Source organism: Neobacillus sp. MER 74 (genome assembly GCF_023714155.1).
This window is the reverse complement of the sequence record NZ_JAMAUV010000001.1, coordinates 651,132-667,729: the sequence shown is the minus strand read 5'-3', so window position 1 is coordinate 667,729 and position 16,598 is coordinate 651,132. Positions and strand designations below refer to the sequence as shown.

Annotated in this window: 19 protein-coding genes; 12 read left to right on the top strand and 7 right to left on the bottom strand. The window is 37.3% G+C overall.

All coding sequences use genetic code 11. The features are described from left to right. Window positions 1–95: 95 nt before the first annotated feature. The gene (locus M3610_RS03300) at window positions 96–959 is read left to right on the top strand and encodes a CvfB family protein (RefSeq protein ID WP_098572424.1); all 864 of its coding nucleotides are present in this window, start codon (window positions 96–98) and stop codon (window positions 957–959) included. A gap of 66 nt (window positions 960–1,025) precedes the next feature. Continuing rightward, a complete protein-coding gene (locus tag M3610_RS03295) occupies window positions 1,026–1,157 on the top strand; it encodes a DUF3941 domain-containing protein (protein ID WP_081825501.1) in 132 nt (43 codons plus the stop codon). 74 nt (window positions 1,158–1,231) lie between these two features. Here the strand turns inward: M3610_RS03295 and M3610_RS03290 are convergent, their stop codons facing one another. After that, window positions 1,232–2,098, bottom strand: coding sequence for a DegV family protein (locus tag M3610_RS03290; RefSeq protein ID WP_251456497.1), 867 nt, complete (start codon window positions 2,096–2,098; stop codon window positions 1,232–1,234). Between the two features lie 124 nt (window positions 2,099–2,222). On the opposite strand from M3610_RS03290, the gene M3610_RS03285 reads away from it, so the two are divergent. Next, window positions 2,223–3,065, top strand: coding sequence for a YitT family protein (locus M3610_RS03285; protein ID WP_251456495.1), 843 nt, complete (start codon window positions 2,223–2,225; stop codon window positions 3,063–3,065). 49 nt (window positions 3,066–3,114) lie between these two features. Here the strand turns inward: M3610_RS03285 and M3610_RS03280 are convergent, their stop codons facing one another. The 3 genes from M3610_RS03280 to M3610_RS03270 all read right to left on the bottom strand — a co-directional run bounded on the left by M3610_RS03280 (window position 3,115) and on the right by M3610_RS03270 (window position 4,379). Next, window positions 3,115–3,300 (bottom strand): DUF3813 domain-containing protein, encoded by a 186-nt coding sequence (locus M3610_RS03280; RefSeq protein ID WP_098572427.1) that lies wholly within the window; start codon window positions 3,298–3,300, stop codon window positions 3,115–3,117. A gap of 2 nt (window positions 3,301–3,302) precedes the next feature. Beyond that, window positions 3,303–3,455, bottom strand: coding sequence for a hypothetical protein (locus M3610_RS03275; protein WP_180230019.1), 153 nt, complete (start codon window positions 3,453–3,455; stop codon window positions 3,303–3,305). Window positions 3,456–3,566: 111 nt separating this feature from the next. Continuing rightward, a complete protein-coding gene (locus M3610_RS03270; protein WP_251456493.1) occupies window positions 3,567–4,379 on the bottom strand; it encodes a Cof-type HAD-IIB family hydrolase in 813 nt (270 codons plus the stop codon). A 282-nt stretch (window positions 4,380–4,661) separates the two neighbouring features. Here M3610_RS03270 and M3610_RS03265 point away from each other — a divergent pair, with 282 nt between their 5' ends. Both M3610_RS03265 and M3610_RS03260 read left to right on the top strand, forming a co-directional pair. Beyond that, entirely contained in the window at window positions 4,662–4,970 is a 309-nt protein-coding gene (locus tag M3610_RS03265) for a metal-sulfur cluster assembly factor (RefSeq protein ID WP_098572428.1), read from the top strand. Window positions 4,971–5,132: 162 nt separating this feature from the next. Then, window positions 5,133–6,263, top strand: a complete 1,131-nt coding sequence (locus tag M3610_RS03260; protein ID WP_251456490.1) for a TIGR04053 family radical SAM/SPASM domain-containing protein — start codon at window positions 5,133–5,135, stop codon at window positions 6,261–6,263. Window positions 6,264–6,345: 82 nt separating this feature from the next. Here M3610_RS03260 and M3610_RS03255 read toward each other — a convergent pair whose 3' ends face one another. Next, window positions 6,346–7,044 (bottom strand): Crp/Fnr family transcriptional regulator, encoded by a 699-nt coding sequence (locus M3610_RS03255; RefSeq protein ID WP_251456488.1) that lies wholly within the window; start codon window positions 7,042–7,044, stop codon window positions 6,346–6,348. 284 nt (window positions 7,045–7,328) lie between these two features. Here M3610_RS03255 and moaA point away from each other — a divergent pair, with 284 nt between their 5' ends. After that, window positions 7,329–8,345: a GTP 3',8-cyclase MoaA gene (gene moaA, locus M3610_RS03250; RefSeq protein WP_251456486.1), complete on the top strand. Its 1,017-nt coding sequence runs from the start codon at window positions 7,329–7,331 to the stop codon at window positions 8,343–8,345. Window positions 8,346–8,411: 66 nt separating this feature from the next. Here the strand turns inward: moaA and ric are convergent, their stop codons facing one another. Continuing rightward, window positions 8,412–9,107: an iron-sulfur cluster repair di-iron protein gene (gene ric, locus M3610_RS03245; protein ID WP_251456484.1), complete on the bottom strand. Its 696-nt coding sequence runs from the start codon at window positions 9,105–9,107 to the stop codon at window positions 8,412–8,414. Window positions 9,108–9,344: 237 nt separating this feature from the next. Here ric and M3610_RS03240 point away from each other — a divergent pair, with 237 nt between their 5' ends. From M3610_RS03240 to M3610_RS03225, 4 genes are all read left to right on the top strand, one after another. After that, on the top strand, window positions 9,345–10,610 hold the full coding sequence (locus M3610_RS03240; RefSeq protein WP_098572432.1) for a molybdopterin molybdotransferase MoeA: 1,266 nt from the start codon (window positions 9,345–9,347) through the stop codon (window positions 10,608–10,610). Next, the gene (gene mobB / locus M3610_RS03235) at window positions 10,598–11,131 is read left to right on the top strand and encodes a molybdopterin-guanine dinucleotide biosynthesis protein B (RefSeq protein WP_251456481.1); all 534 of its coding nucleotides are present in this window, start codon (window positions 10,598–10,600) and stop codon (window positions 11,129–11,131) included. The genes M3610_RS03240 and mobB overlap by 13 nt, the downstream gene beginning before the upstream one ends. Before the next feature lie 135 nt (window positions 11,132–11,266). Then, window positions 11,267–11,995, top strand: a complete 729-nt coding sequence (locus tag M3610_RS03230; RefSeq protein ID WP_251456479.1) for a YwiC-like family protein — start codon at window positions 11,267–11,269, stop codon at window positions 11,993–11,995. Window positions 11,996–12,409: 414 nt separating this feature from the next. Further along, complete coding sequence (locus M3610_RS03225) at window positions 12,410–12,580, top strand: hypothetical protein (RefSeq protein WP_251456477.1); 171 nt, start codon at window positions 12,410–12,412, stop codon at window positions 12,578–12,580. 87 nt (window positions 12,581–12,667) lie between these two features. Here M3610_RS03225 and M3610_RS03220 read toward each other — a convergent pair whose 3' ends face one another. After that, a complete protein-coding gene (locus tag M3610_RS03220) occupies window positions 12,668–13,360 on the bottom strand; it encodes a Crp/Fnr family transcriptional regulator (protein ID WP_098572435.1) in 693 nt (230 codons plus the stop codon). Window positions 13,361–13,629: 269 nt separating this feature from the next. Between M3610_RS03220 and M3610_RS03215 the strand changes: the two genes are divergently transcribed. Both M3610_RS03215 and clpB read left to right on the top strand, forming a co-directional pair. Beyond that, entirely contained in the window at window positions 13,630–13,809 is a 180-nt protein-coding gene (locus M3610_RS03215; RefSeq protein WP_026566122.1) for a YjzC family protein, read from the top strand. 156 nt (window positions 13,810–13,965) lie between these two features. Next, window positions 13,966–16,563 carry an ATP-dependent chaperone ClpB gene (gene clpB / locus M3610_RS03210; RefSeq protein WP_251456475.1) on the top strand — a complete coding sequence of 866 codons (2,598 nt, stop codon included), beginning with the start codon at window positions 13,966–13,968 and terminating at the stop codon, window positions 16,561–16,563. Window positions 16,564–16,598 lie beyond the last annotated feature (35 nt).

Sequence of the window (16,598 nt, the reverse complement as noted above, 5' to 3'; positions counted from 1 at the left end):
CAACTATTTAAAAAGGAAGCGCACGTTCAAACGGATAAATAGGCGCTCCGAATGAGATAAACTAATTCTCCGTGAAAAGAAAAGAGGATATATATATGTCTTTAAATGAATTAATTGGTCAAACAACCACATTAACTGTAGCTAGGAAAGCTTCGTTTGGGTATTTTTTAACAGATGGAAATGAAGATGTATTACTTCATTTTAATCAAGCCCATCAAGAATTTGAAGAAAATGATCAAGTTGAGGTTTTTCTATATGTTGATTCAGAAGGTCGAATCTCTGCTTCAACCAATATTCCTGAAATAGCGATTGGACATTATGCTTGGGTGAAGGTAACCGACTCAAATCCAAGGATTGGTGTCTTTTTAAATATTGGACTTCCAAAGGATATCTTGTTAGGTATTGATGATTTGCCTGTACATAAATCCGTTTGGCCCAAACCTGGAGATTTAGTTTATATTACCTTAAAGCTAAGCAGCAATTATCTCCTTTACGCAAAGCTAGCCACGGACCCAGTGATTGAATCTATTTCTGTAAAAGCAACAAGAGCAAATTTTAATAAAAATGTGCAAGGACATATTTATAGAACGGCTAAAGTCGGAAGTTGGATCTACACCATCGAAGGTTTTAAAGGATTCATACATGAGTCGCAAAGACAGCAAGAGCCGCGGATTGGAGAAAAAGTTGAAGGCCGGATTATTGATGTAAAAGAAGATGGTACGATCAATGTTTCCTTGCTGGCAAGAAAAGAGGAAACGCAAGATGTTGATGCGGAACGAATTTATGAGTATTTGATGAGCAGAAATGGTGCTATGCCATATAACGATAAAAGCATGCCTGAAGATATCAAAGATCGATTTAACTTAAGTAAAGGTGCCTTTAAAAGAGCGCTTGGAAAACTAATGAAGGAGGGCAGGGTATACCAAGAGGGCAGCTGGACATATGTGAAGAAAGATTAATGTTTTTACATACTCTTTTCAAATTGACAGAAACTAAGTGTGAAACTATTTGAAAGGGGTAAGGTTATGCCGCACACTTCAGACAACGACAAAAAAGCGAAAGACAACAATGCCCTTCGCCATGAAAAGAATATGATGCGTGAAAAAAACCGTCAAGCTGGAAAAAATCAATATTCCAAGAAGACAGATCATAAATAAGAAAAGCGGAACGCCCTGTTCAGCGGCGTATGGCCTGGAGCTAGACAATTTTCAAAGTGAGTGAGGAATCCACCTCACTCACTTTTTGGTATTTTATTTAAGAAGAAAATGGAGATGGTACCAGCACCTGTATGGGACCCAATAGCCGAACCGATTGATGATATAAAAACTTCGATCGGATGGAATTCTTCTTCAATCATCGCTTTCATTTCTATAGCGTATTCTTCACAATCCGCGTGGCTAATTCCAATGACTTGATTATTCATTTCTGAGCCGCGGTCCTTCATGATTTCAATGATCCGGCGCATCACTTTTTTCTTCCCGCGTATTTTTTCAATTGGGACGAGTCTGCCGTCCTCTACATTGAGGATAGGCTTAATATTCAATAATCCTCCTAGAAATGCAGAGGCTTTGGATACACGCCCTCCTTTTGCTAAATAATCAAGATCTTCCACTGTAAAAAGATGTTCCATATGAGTGCATCTAAATTGCACATCTTCTAAGATTTTTTCTTTTTCAATATTTTTAGCAGCAAGAACGGCTGCTTCTCGAACCACAAGACCAATTCCAAGCGAAGCACATTTGGTATCGACAATTGTTAAATTAAAATTTGGATATTTTTCCTTCACTTGGTCAAGAATCATAACAGCAGTTGAATATGTACCAGATAATTCTGAAGAAAAGGCTATGTATATCCCGTCTTCACCTTTTTCTGCCATTTCGGTAAATACTTCCTCGAACAGAAGTGGAGAGACTTGAGATGTTTTTGGAACAATTCCACTACGAATTGTTTCATATACAGTGTTCGGATCAATTGATTTTACATCTTCATACTCATTGCCATTAATCTCTACTTTTAAAGGAAATAATGTTACTTGGTGCTCTTCATAAAAACTTTTTGGTAAATCGCATGCGCTATCAGCTAGTATTTGTACCTGCATATAGCTCACCTGCTTTCAAACAATTTATAGTTTCAGTTTATCGGTTTAACAATAAAAATACAATTATCTATCACAGAAAACATTTCAATGGATTCATATTCTCTCAGGTAAAGGGGTAATAGATATGATTTGGCTTCAGATAAAGAAGCTTGGAGTGGTAGCAGCGGGTTCCTTGTTGGGCGCCTTAGCGATGAATTTATTTTTGGTACCTGCAAATATTTACTCAAGTGGATTTACAGGAATAGCCCAATTACTTTCAAAAGTGTTAAGTGACTATACACCAATACATGTGTCTCTAGGATTTTTATTACTATTGCTGAATATTCCTGTGGCTATTTTAGGATGGAAAAGGGTGGGAAAATCTTTTACAGTATACAGCTTTATTAGCGTTGCACTGTCTTCATTATTTTTGATACTTATCCCAATCAAACAGGTTTCAAATGATATCCTTCTAAATGCAGTTTTTGGTGGAGTCATCCAAGCCGTTGGTGTTGGAATTACGTTGAAATGGGGAGCATCAACAGGCGGTGTAGACATCATTGCTATGGTTTTATCGAGAATGAAAGACAAGCCGATTGGACCCTATATGTTGGTCATAAATGGAGTGATTATTTTAACAGCAGGATTTTTGTATGGCTGGGAAAAAGCTCTTTATACGCTTGTAACATTATATACTTCGACAAGAGTGATTGACGCTATCCATACTAGGCATGCAAAACTTACGGCAATGATTATTACAAAAAAGGCGGATGTAATGAAAAAAGCCATACAAGAAAAACTTGTAAGAGGAATTACAATCCTTCCTGCCAAAGGGGCATTTTCAAACGAAGCGAGAGAAATGTTAATGATCGTCATTACACGATACGAACTGTTTGATTTGGAAAGAATCCTTAAGGAAGTAGATCCCAACGCATTTACAAATATTATTCAAACCACTAATATCTACGGATTCTTTAGAAAAGAGTAAAGTGAAAAGAGGAAGCACCTTATTAGCGCTTCCTCTTTCCGCTTTTCTGTTAAGACAGTTGATCAAGCTCTTGTTGCATTTGTTGGAGCTGTGCCTGCTCTGCTACAGTGGAATTTGCATAAGCAGAACTTAATGCATTTTTCGCTTTCGCCACAGCAGAATCAAGTTCAGCAGGGTTGGCTGAGTTTGCCATTTCAACAAATCTTCGTGCTTCTTGGAACAATTGGTTTCCCATGATTATATTCCTCCAAGCGAGGATTCTTGCACATTGGCCATCTTCTGAGCTTCCGCTTCAGCATAGGTCATGTGATAGGGAATACGCTCCGCATGTTTACTGACCGTATCCGCTCCTTGCTGGACAAAGCGTTTTGATTTGTTTCGTTTACCCATTCGAATCCCTCCAATATGCTCAAGGCTTCTTTTTGAAACAGCATCGCTGCCTCAAAAAATAGTATGTACCAAAATGGGGATGTTCATTTAGGTAAACAATGGCGAAGGGGGTTAAAATTTTATATTTAACAAATCTGCCAAATATTTACCCACTCCATCTTCTTCATTGCTTAAGGTAACATGATTGGCAATGTTTTTTACCTTATCAATGGCATTTCCCATCGCAATTCCGTGACCGGCATATTCAAGCATTTCTAAGTCGTTGTCTTCGTCGCCAAACGCAATAACCCGCTCGGCAGGAATGCCAAAGTAATCAGACGCTTTTTTTAGCCCGACAGCCTTGTTTAAGCCAACTTTAATAATCTCAACCACATGCCAAGGTGCTGCCCAACTACGGTGATCAATCACTTCCGCATGGACTGCAGATAAATGATCGCGAATGGTTTTTAGCTGATCTTCATCTGTATGAATTAACAAACTTGTTGGTGATTCCTTTAAATATTCTGCTAAATCTCCGGTAGTAATGTTAGGATTTCCAAAATTAAAAATGTCTAAAAGCTTTTCATCATGATAGTGGAAATACACATCATCAATTACTTCAGCGATAATATTATGAAAATGAAAGCTCCTGCACGCTTCAACAATTTCATGTGCAACCTTGATATCTAGTGGTTGGTGATAGCCCCAGTTTGGCTTTCCGGGGTAATGCATAAACGCACCATTAAAATTAACAATCGGTGTGTCTAAATTCAATTCACGATAGTACATCTCGCAGGAACGAAAAGGCCGCCCCGTTGCAATCATGACGATATGACCTAATTCTCTTGCCTTTTTAATAATTTCTTTTGTTTTTAAAGATATCGTCTTATCATCTTTCAATAAAGTTCCATCTAAATCTAATGCAATTAAGTGTCTATTTGCCATAAGAACTCCTTCTAATATTAATTTCATCGCTAATATAAATGGTGCTTTAGGAAAAATTTTATATTCATGATACACTGCTAATAAAGAATTTTCATACTCCAAGGACCCTTATTATTTCTATATTCACTATGTTAACAAGTTTATAACGAAACTGTAAAAAAATTCACACCAAAAGGTATAAAAAAACTATATACTTTTTTTTATGAAGTCTCAATTTTAATGATATCAAAGATATTTGCTATAATAATTTTAGGTCAAAGACATTTGAGGAGTGAAAGAAAAATGAATGAAGAACTAAAAGAGAATATATTGGGTGCGTTAGAGTTAGTTATTGACCCTGAACTAGGAGTAGATATCGTAAACTTAGGGTTAGTATATGATACGGAAATGGATGAAGAAGGGAACGTAACCATTACGATGACATTAACATCAATGGGCTGCCCGCTTGCGGGTACGATTGTGGACCAAGTTAAACGAGCATTGGCTGATATCCCAGAAATAAAAGAGGTTGAAGTAAATATTGTTTTCAATCCTCCTTGGAATAAAGATATGATGTCACGTTATGCGAAAATTGCCTTAGGTATTCGCTAGAAAACAGCAGAATTTTCTGCTGTTTTTTTTATTCTTCATTTTTTAGACATATTTATTTGCATGGAATGTGAGAAAGTTCACTTTTTTCGAACATAACCACCTTTATAATACATTTAAATAAGGCTATCTGATTAAAAGCCAGTATTAGGAGGCATATTCAATATGAATTTTAGCCGAGATTTTAATAAAGACCCATTTATCGTTATTTGGGAACTCACTAGAGCATGCCAATTAAAGTGCCTGCACTGCCGTGCGGATGCCCAGTATAGAAGAGATCCACGTGAACTATCGTTAGAAGAAGGAAAAAAATTAATTGATCAAATATATGAAATGAACAATCCAATGCTTGTTTTTACAGGCGGGGACCCGTTGATGAGAGAAGATGTTTTTGAAATTGCAAAATATGCAGTTGAAAAAGGTGTACGGGTATCAATGACGCCAAGTGCGACACCGAATGTAACCAAAGAAGCTATTGAGAAGGCGAAAGAAGTCGGTCTAGCACGTTGGGCATTTAGTATCGATGGTCCTAAAGCTGAGATTCATGATCATTTTAGGGGAACTGCAGGTTCCTTCGACCTTACCATGGAAAAAATAAAATATTTGCATGAAGTAGGATTACCTATTCAAATTAATACGGTAATTTCCCGTTACAATATTGACTACCTTGATGAAATGGCAAAAATGGTAGAGGAATTTGGCTGTGTGCTTTGGAGTGTCTTTTTCCTAGTTCCAACAGGAAGAGGTCAAGAATCGGATATGATTTCTCCTGTTCAACATGAAAAAGTTTTTAGATGGTTATACGATTTAAGTAAGCGCGTTTCTTTTGATATCAAAACGACAGAGGCAATGCACTACCGACGGGTTGTGATTCAACAGAAAATGCGTGAAGCGAAAGAAACAACCGATGATATCGAGTATTTAAGTGCTTTAACAGAAAAAGGATTAACAGGTTCCATTGACGGATTGGGACGGGCTCCAAAAGGTGTTAATGATGGTAACGGTTTTGTGTTTATCTCCCATATTGGAGATGTATATCCAAGTGGACTATTACCAGTGAAAGCGGGGAATATTCGTGAAACCCCGTTGGCAGAAATTTACCGTGAATCACCAATATTTAAATCACTAAGGAACCCTGACCTCTTTAAAGGAAAATGCGGTGTTTGTGAATTCCGTCATGTGTGCGGAGGGTCAAGGTCAAGGGCCTATGCGATGACAGGAGATTATCTAGAAAGCGAGCCATTCTGCGTTTATATTCCAAAAGCATTAAGAGAGAAGCAAGTTCAGGATAATTAGATAAATAGGACAAGGCTGGCCGATTATAATGAGACAGCCTTGTCTGTAATGTTATGGAAAATAAAAAAAGACGGCATCCATACTATTCAATATTGCAATAGACTGCCGAACAATTTTCACAATCGATTTCATTTTTTAAGTATTGTAAATCCAAAATGGATATTTTTCCTTTTTTAACAGAAATGATTTTATCCTTTTTTAGTTCACTTAGAATCCGGTTTGTACTTTCACGGGATGTACCGCAGAAATTAGCCAGTTCTTGGTTTGTAAGCGGAAGATCAATTAGAATTCCGTTATCTTTTTGAATACCATAACTATTTGTCATTCGGATAAGAGTTGAAAATAGTGCCCCGCGTTTCCCATTTAGGACAAGATCGCGAAACTTTGTTTGCGTTTTACGGAAATGATCACTCATCCATTTCATGAATTCAAAGGCAAGTTTACTATTTTGAAAAATTTCGCTTTCAATGACATCTTTTTTTATTGCAGCAACTTCTCCTTCTTCAAGAACCATTGCACTCAATAAATACTTAGGATTATCCGTAAATAGGGTTAATTCTCCGCAAATATCATTTTCTCCACAAATTCTTAACGAAAGTTCACGACCATCTGATGTGATTTTACTAATTTGAACTTTTCCAGAAATGATAATATAAAGTTCTTCAGCAACCATTCCTTCTTGAAATAAAAAGCTTCCTCTTTCACTTTTAAATTTCCGATCTGCAAATCTAAGTAATTCTTTTATTTCAATGGAATGAGTTGGTTTCATTGGTATTGTCATCGGTTTCACCTCTACGCATCATTTTAATAACCATCTATTTTGAAATCTTCATGATTTGTTTGTTAATAATATTTTATCCTATTAGAAGGCATAAAATAGAAGTAAACAATGACAATATAGTGAAAACTTATAAGGACCTAAAAGTATTTCTAGATACGCAAACTTCTGCTAAGATAAGACTTATATAATTATAAGTATTGTCATAGTGAATAATGTAACAGTCTTTTCTACGAATGACTGATACACTAAAAACAGGTTCCTTAAAAATAATGGAGTTGAGATTAATGGAAAAAACCATTATTAAAGATAAATTAAATAGACCCTTGCATGACTTAAGAATTTCTGTCATCGATCGATGCAATTTCCGCTGCCAGTACTGTATGCCAGCAGACCAGTTCGGGCCTGATTTTGAATTTCTTCCAAAAAGCGCTTTGCTGTCATATGAAGAGATTGAACGCCTTGCGAAAATATTTGTAAGTTTGGGAGTGGAAAAAATTCGTTTAACAGGAGGGGAGCCTCTTCTTCGGAAAGATTTACCTATTCTTGTTAAGAAATTATCCGCAATTGAGGATTTACATGATATCGGATTAACGACAAACGGTGTACTCTTGCCAAAATTGGCAAAAGAGTTAAAGAATGCCGGTCTTAAACGTGTTAATGTCAGCCTTGATACTTTAAATGATGAATTGTTTGGGGAAATTAACGGGCGCGGGGTAGCCACTGGACCTGTATTGGAGGGCATTGAAGCTGCCAAACAAGCTGGGCTTGGGGTCAAAATTAATATGGTTGTAAAGAAAGGCTTGAATGATACTGAAATCATTCCTATGGCAGAATATTGCAAAGAGAATGGACTGGAGTTGCGTTATATCGAATATATGGATGTTGGCTCTACAAATGGCTGGAAGATGGATGATGTCATTACTAAGAAACAGATTTATTATCTATTAAAAGGACGATTTGAGCTCGAGCCAGTAGACCCTGCCTATTATGGGGAAGTGGCGAAACTATATCGTTATAAAGATAAAGATGTGAATGTGGGATTCATTACTTCTGTGTCTGAATCTTTTTGCACAAGTTGTACACGGTCTCGTTTATCAGCGAATGGTCAGATTTTTACATGTTTGTTTAATGGGAATGGGCATGATATTCGTAACTTTATGAGAAATGGTGCCACGGATGCAGAAATCCGGGAACGAGTAACTGCGATTTGGAATGGTCGAGATGATCGATATTCAGACGAAAGAACTGCCGAAACGTACAAAAATCGTAAAAAAATAGAAATGTCTTATATTGGCGGTTAAACTCTCTTCATCAGAAGAGAGTTTTTTCAAATGAAAAACAGCCTGGGATACAGACTGTTTTTATCATCAAATATATCTAGGAAATAGAATGTTGTTTTCAAGATGCACATGCATAAAAGTTAATCCTTCTAATGCTTCTAAACGGGCATAAACAAGACGATACGTACCACAAGCATCCAAAGGAAGAGTAAAGTCAGATGTAACAGCACGAATTTTCCTTAAAATTTCTCCGGCATGGTCATGTTCTTTTTCTAATTCAACAATCATTTCAATAGCTTCTTCTCGGTTCTCAACCGTTCCATCGGCCAGCTGCTTAATTAAAGGAAATACAACAGCTTCCTCTTTTGCCATATGTTCCATCAATTCTTTTTTAAATTCATAAAAGAGTTCATTCACCTGTAATAATTCGGGGTGGTTATCACCGTGTACACGTGATACTTTTGTTACATACGGACTAAGCATCGTTAGTTCCTCTTCTGATACACGATGGTAATTGGAGATGACATGATTAATTATTGTAGTTGAATCAGAGTTAGTCCAAACATCAACGTCTTTTTCGGCATTTTCATATGTTTCAAATACTTCTTTTAATTCCGCTAATAAAGTATCGAGATTAAGATTATTTTGAGAAACAGCAGTTGCTAGTGGAATGTTCCCTCCACAGCAAAAATCAATCCTGTTCTTTTTAAACACATCACTTGTTTTTGGTAATTCATTTACAATATCTTTAACTAATGAATTTGCAGTAATAGTGAAACTCATCGTATATTCCTCCTTAAAAAAATCCTGTTGAGTAAATCTACGATAATCATAATGTAAAAAAGCAAAAAATTTGGTGACCTAAATCACACATTCGATATGATTTACATTTTTATGTCTGAATTCCTTTGAATTGTGACATTTGATATGTTTCTAAGTTTCTAATAAGCTTATAATGAATATTCAATGATTAATGATACATATCAAAAATAAATATGGTTAAGGCAGGAGTTGATGATTTTGTTTGAAAGAAGAAAACCAATACCCGTTGGGGAAGCTGTCCAAAAAATTATGGAATATCAATTACCGGGTGTAACCGAACTGATTTCAATAAATGAAAGCTATGGCCGCTTTTTATCTGAGGATTTAATAGCGACAAGCGATGTTCCTCATTTTGATCGGGCTCCCTACGATGGCTTTGCTGTCAGGTCAATCGATACTTGTGATGCCTCACAAACGAATATTGTTGAGTTTGAAGTTGTCGATCATATTGGTGCTGGCATGGTTTCAAAAAAAGTAATTGGTGCATTCCAAGCTGTAAGAATTATGACTGGAGCGATGATGCCTGAGGGTACAGATGCAGTGGTTATGTTCGAACTTACACAGGGGTACGAAAAGAATGGAATTCCCTATATGTCAATTAAACGCAGCTTTAAAAAAGGCGATAATGTTTCATTCAGTGGAGAGGATGCTAGGCAAGGAGAAATTTTGGTAAGAAAAGGGACGTTGATCAATCCAGGGATACAAGCCATGCTTGCGACATTTGGATATGACCGTGTATCCGTTGCAAAAAAACCTCTTGTAGGTTTATTTGCCACAGGGACGGAATTATTAGAGGTGAACGAGCCCCTAGTTCCTGGGAAAATTCGAAACAGTAATTCCCATATGATTGCAGCGCAAATTGAAAGAGCAGGAGGGATTGTCCGCTATTTAGGCAAACTTCCGGATGAGTTTGAAACTTGCTTTGAAGCAGTGAAAAATGCATTAAACGATGTTGACTTGTTAATTACAACCGGCGGGGTTTCAGTGGGTGATTTTGATTATCTGCCTGCTATTTATGAAAAGCTTGGTGCGGAGGTTTTCTTTAATAAAGTTGCCATGCGGCCTGGAAGTGTGACGACGGTGGCACAGTATAATCGCAAACTTCTATTTGGGCTTTCGGGAAATCCATCAGCATGTTATGTAGGGTTCGAATTGTTTGCCCGTCCCATCATCCGAAGAATGCTATTTTCAGAAAAACCGCATCTTCGAATTGAAAAAGCTCTTTTAGAAGTGGATTTTCCTAAAGCAAATCCATTCACTAGGTTTGTTCGAAGTTCAACATTTATCGATGCGGGAAGACTTAAGGCCACACCGAGTGGGCTGGACAAGTCTAACATCATTATGAGCCTTTCTGGAGCTAATTCCTTGATGATTCTTCCGGGCGGAACCAGAGGCTATGCTGCTGGCAGTGAAGTAGATGTTCTGCTGCTTGAAGATCAAGTTGGCAGTGAATGGCCTTGGTAACTCCTGTCATCTTTCAAGTGGTCGGGTATCAAAATAGTGGAAAGACAACAATTACTTCAAAGTTGATTAATCTTTTAACAGAAAATGGGGTAAAAACAGTTACCATAAAGCACCACGGACATGGTGGCAGACCAGACTATCTACCTCTGAAAGATACAGAAAAACATATAAAGGCAGGAGCAATTGCATCAATCGTCGAAGGAGATGGAAGTTTGCTCCTCCAAGCCGAGAACCATTATTATTCACTTGAAGACCAGATAGAATTGATGAAGTTTTTTCAGCCAGATGTGATTTTAATCGAAGGCTACAAACTAGAGGCTTTTCCAAAGTTGCTTTTATTAAGAGATGAGAATGACTTTTCTTTATTAAAAAGCGTTTCCAATATTGCTGCTATTGTATACTGGAAAGATAAAATGGAAAAGGTAATCAAGTTGAAAACCAATATTCCTTGTTTTCATATTGATGATAAAAGGGCGATAACTTGGACTTTGAAATTACTTCAAGAACTTGTCAAAAAATAGATCAAAATAGTTAAGAAAATGTCACAAAGAGAAGGCGAAAGCCTTCTTTTTTGGGGGAAATATGTGATGTGTTTCACATATTTTTTTGCTTAGCTAGCTTATATTTAGGCTAGTTAGGATAAAGGAGTGAAAATAATGAAGTTATTTTTACCGAAACAACATGGTGCATGGGCAATGTTAATCATCCCTTTTTGGCTTGGTGTTATTAATGGAGGATTTATTTGGCAACATATCCCGTTTTTCATCGGCTGGCTCTTATTGTACTTGGCAACCTATCCGATGCTCCTTTTATGTAAAAGGAAAAAACTCACTTTTTATACTAAATGGACTCTTTTATACATGATTCCCTCGCTGCTATTTTTACTTTTTCCTTTGTTGGAAAGACCGACAATAATATATTTTGGCCTTCTGATGCTGCCGTTTTTTATAATTAATGCTATTTATACTTCAAAGAATCAAGACCGGGCGTTTATGAATGATCTCAGTGCGGTTTTTGCCTTTTCAATTGCCGGATTAGCAAGCAGTTTTTTAACAGATGGAGAAATAAATTTCGAGACACTTATTTTCACCTTTTTAACATCGGTTCTATTTTTTGTTGGTTGTACCTTTTATGTAAAAACAATGATTAGGGAAAAGAAGAACACTCAATTTAAATGGATTTCATGGTTTTACCATATTGTGTTAATCATTTCTTGCTTCGGTTTTGGTGTCTGGATAGTTGCTTTAGCATTTATCCCTAGTTTACTAAGAGCAATTGGTTTTTACGGCAGGTCCTTATCCCCAAAACAAATTGGCATTTACGAAATTATTAATTCAGCAGTATTCTTTACGATATCAGCCATCCAACTAAGCATATTAACATAAAAAAATCGGTCAAATGACCAATTCAGATTGTCGAGAAAGGGAACTTTTCTCGGCTATTTTTTTTCTTTATCTGAAACAATTTTTTGATTTTGTCCCTGCTATTGGGCCTGTTGATTTCCGCTCCGGGCACTCGCTTTCCGCGGGGAGGTCCTGGAGCCTCCTCGGCGCATTGGCGCCTGCGGGGTCTCCAGTGACCTCTATATCCCGCAGGAGTCGAGTGTCCTCCGCTCCAATCAACAGGGTGTCAAGTCAACCCAAGCATTGCCACACACTTTTGCTACCCTAGCCAAATTTTGCAATCTTTATTATACTTTTGAAAGCTACAGTAAGGAGAACCTGTTCATTCATCATTAAAGACATATTCATATTCAATTTGGTTATATTCTTTTGGCTTAAAAATTGAATTATTATTTATTGAGTTTTAGATCTTTATTACTACAACTGTTGATTGGAGCGGAAGGTGCGAAGACTCCTGCGGGAGTACGGGGCAGGGGAGACCCCGCAGGAGCGCAGCGACGAGGAGGCTCGCCGGCACGCCCGCGGAAAGCGAAGCACCTGGAGTGGAAATCAACAGACTTGTCGTAAAGCCTAAATATTAAAATAAAAAGGCTATCGAAAGTTTCGATAACCTGAAAATCGGTCAAATGACCGATTTTTTTGCTTAAAGAATTCCTAATCCACTTTACAGATTTCTATTGGACAGTCCTCACAATCGATTTCCCTTTTTAAATAGTCTAAATCATGAATGGTAATCATGCCCTTTTCAATGGATACAATTCCGTTCTTTCGTAAATCGCTTAACAAGCGATTGACAACTTCCCGTGAAGTACCGCAAAAATTGGCCAACTCTTGATTGGTAAGCGGCAGCTCGATAAGTATTCCTTTATTGGTCTTGATACCATAACTATTGGTAATTCGAATAAGTGTGGAGTACAAAGCCCCTTTTTTTCCGTGAAGTACCAAATCGCGGAACTTTGTTTGGGTCTTTCGGTATTGTTGGCTCATCCACTTGATGAACTCAAATGAAAGTGATTGGTTTTGTGATAGTCTTTCTTCAAGTGTGTCTTTCATAATAACGGCTACCTCTCCACTCTCTACGACACGAGCACTTAATAAATATCTGGAAGAAGGAGAAAATAAATTTAATTCACCGACAAAATCACCACTCGAGCACATTCTCAGAGTGAGTTCCCTTCCATCAGGAATGATTTTGCTGATTTGAAGAATTCCACTTTGTACTATGTACAATTCATCAGCAGTAGAACCTTCCTGAAATAAAAAATTCCCTTTTTCAACTTTCTTTATATGGTGAACTGTATCAAAAAGATGGGACAGTGTTACCGGTATTTCTCTTACTGACTGCATACTCATAACCACCTTTAAAGGTACGAAAATTTGTCTAAAAAATTGACAGTCAAGGTTAGATTTACAAGATAATACTATAATTATATTGTTAACAAAGAATAATTAGCAATAAATGAGTAATAAGTTCATACAATCGTCATAACTTCGTGCCGACTTTGTTTATTTCTTAGGAAATAATGTCGATTAGTATAGGAATTTGTAAGAAATGCCAATAATGACAGAGCCTGAAACGGAAATAATAACAATGTGAAGAAAAGGAGGGAAAAAGAATGGGTCAAAATCGCCAGTTTAAATCTGGGAGTAAAGCACCTAATAATGGTGTTTATATTGAAGTGGGAGATACAGGAAGCAATGTCAATAATCCGAAAAAGATTAAGTTAAAAGCAGGGGATGCCTTCCCAGAGACTTCCAATGATGAACGAGTTTGGACATATCAGAGAAAACCATAAATTTAATACAGAAAAGGTCATCCATTGGGTGGCTTTTTCTTTTGTGTAACTCTCGACTAAAGACTGTATTATCTAAACCGAGAAAATTTCCTTTTTAGACGGGATTGTTTTATAATAAAAATAAAGGTCAAACTTGGTCAAAGAGGGTGTTGAAAAATGGATATGAATCGAATGACAGAACGGTTACAGAAAGGAATGATGGATGCCCAATCGGTAGCGGTAAAGAAAAATCATCAAGAGATTGATGAACCTCATTTATTTATCTCGTTAATGGAGCATGAAGATAACCTCATTTCTAGCATATTAGAGAGAGCAGGAGTATCTTCTGAAAGAACCAAAAAGAACCTTATGGAATCTCTGTCAAAAAAACCAGTGGTTACAGGCAGCGGTGTTGAACAAGGAAAACTATATATTACAGCAAGGCTGCAAAAGTTACTTGTAAAAGCTGAAGAATATATGCAAAAATTTTCAGATGAGTATTTATCTGTCGAGCATATTCTGTTAGCTGCGGCATATTCAGATGACGCAGAAATGCGAAAGATATTACGAGCTTTAGGAAAGCAGCCAGAGCATGTTTTACAAGCAATAAAAGATATAAGGGGGAATCAAAGAGTGACATCACAAAATCCCGAAGCAGGATACGATGCCTTAAAAAAATATGGACGGGATCTTGTTGCAGAAGTTAGAGAAGGAAAAGTGGATCCTGTTATTGGACGTGATTCTGAAATCCGAAATGTCATTAGGATTTTATCAAGAAAAACAAAGAATAATCCGGTCTTAATCGGTGAACCTGGTGTAGGAAAAACAGCCATAGTAGAAGGGCTGGCACAAAGGATTGTTCGAAAAGATGTTCCAGAGGGTTTAAAGGATAAAACCATTTTTTCACTAGATATGAGTGCGTTAATTGCAGGTGCAAAATTTAGGGGTGAGTTTGAAGAACGATTAAAGGCCGTATTAAATGAAGTTAAAAAGAGTGAAGGCAGGATCTTATTATTTATCGATGAAATTCATACGATTGTTGGCGCAGGGAAAACGGAAGGTGCAATGGATGCTGGAAATATGTTAAAACCGATGCTTGCACGTGGTGAACTTCATTGCATAGGAGCAACAACACTTGATGAACACCGAAAATATATTGAAAAAGATCCTGCACTTGAACGAAGATTTCAGCAGGTACTCGTCCAAGAACCAAACGTAGAAGATACTATTTCAATACTACGAGGCTTAAAAGAGCGGTATGAAGTACACCATGGTGTAAAAATCCATGATCATGCTTTGGTGGCAGCGGCAACATTATCAGATCGTTATATTACGGATCGGTTCTTGCCCGATAAGGCCATTGATCTTGTTGACGAAGCATGTGCTTTAATCCGGACTGAAATAGATTCCATGCCAACAGAATTGGATGAAGTAACACGAAGAGTTATGCAATTAGAAATTGAAGAAGCAGCTTTAAGTAAAGAGGTGGATGAAGGAAGCAAGTTACGGCTGGAAGTACTTCTAAAGGAACTTGCTGACCTAAAAGAGACAGCTAATGAAATGAAGGCAAAATGGCTGCATGAGAAACAAAGTATTCAGAAATTGCAGGAGAAAAGGGAGAATTTAGAGAAACTTCGCAGGGAACTTCAACAAGCAGAGGATAAATATGATTTAAATCGTGCGGCAGAACTTCGGCATGGTCAAATTCCATTAGCAGAAAAAGAACTGAAGGAACTTGAAACCGCCTCAGTTAAGGATGAAAAATTACTTCGTGAAGAAGTAACAGGTGAAGAAATATCGAACATCGTATCTAGATGGACAGGAATTCCGCTTTCTAAACTAGTCGAAGGCGAAAGAGAGAAGCTGCTCCGATTAGAATCGATCCTTCATGAAAGAGTGATTGGTCAGAATGAAGCTGTAAATTTAGTGGCAGATGCGGTCCTAAGGGCTCGTGCTGGAATTAAAGACCCTAACCGGCCTATCGGATCATTTTTATTTTTAGGTCCAACTGGGGTTGGAAAAACGGAGTTAGCTAAAGCCCTAGCGGAGTCTTTATTCGATAGTGAAGAACATATAGTCCGGATTGATATGTCTGAGTATATGGAGAAGCATGCCGTTTCCCGCTTGATTGGTGCACCTCCTGGATATGTTGGCTACGAAGAAGGCGGACAATTAACGGAAGCTGTGAGGAGAAGACCATACTCGGTTATCTTAATGGATGAAATTGAAAAAGCCCATCCTGAGGTCTTTAATATTCTCCTTCAAGCGCTTGATGACGGAAGAATTACAGACTCGCAAGGGCGTGTAGTTGACTTTAAAAATACAGTGATAATTATGACATCAAATATTGGCTCACAATTTTTGCTAGAACAAAGTGAAAATGAAAGTGAAATCTCTGATGTGGTGCGAGAAAAAGTGATGAGTCAATTGAGGGGGCATTTCCGCCCAGAGTTTTTAAATCGCATAGACGAAACAATTCTCTTTAAGCCACTATCACTAGACGAGATTAAGAATATTGTTGCAAAAATGATGAGAGAATTGCAAAATCGTTTAAAACATCAACAAATAGATATTCTCATCAATGAGGAAGCTAAAGAATTTATTGCTGTAAATGGATTTGATCCAATATATGGTGCTAGACCGTTAAAACGTTTTATCCAAAGAAATATCGAGACAAAACTTGCCCGTGAAATAATTGCTGGAAAGTTACTTGATCAATCCAAAGTGGAGATAGGTATTAACAATGGAGAAATTTCATTAGCTGTTAAATCGTGATCCATAAAAAAAGTCATCCGCTTGGATGACTTTTT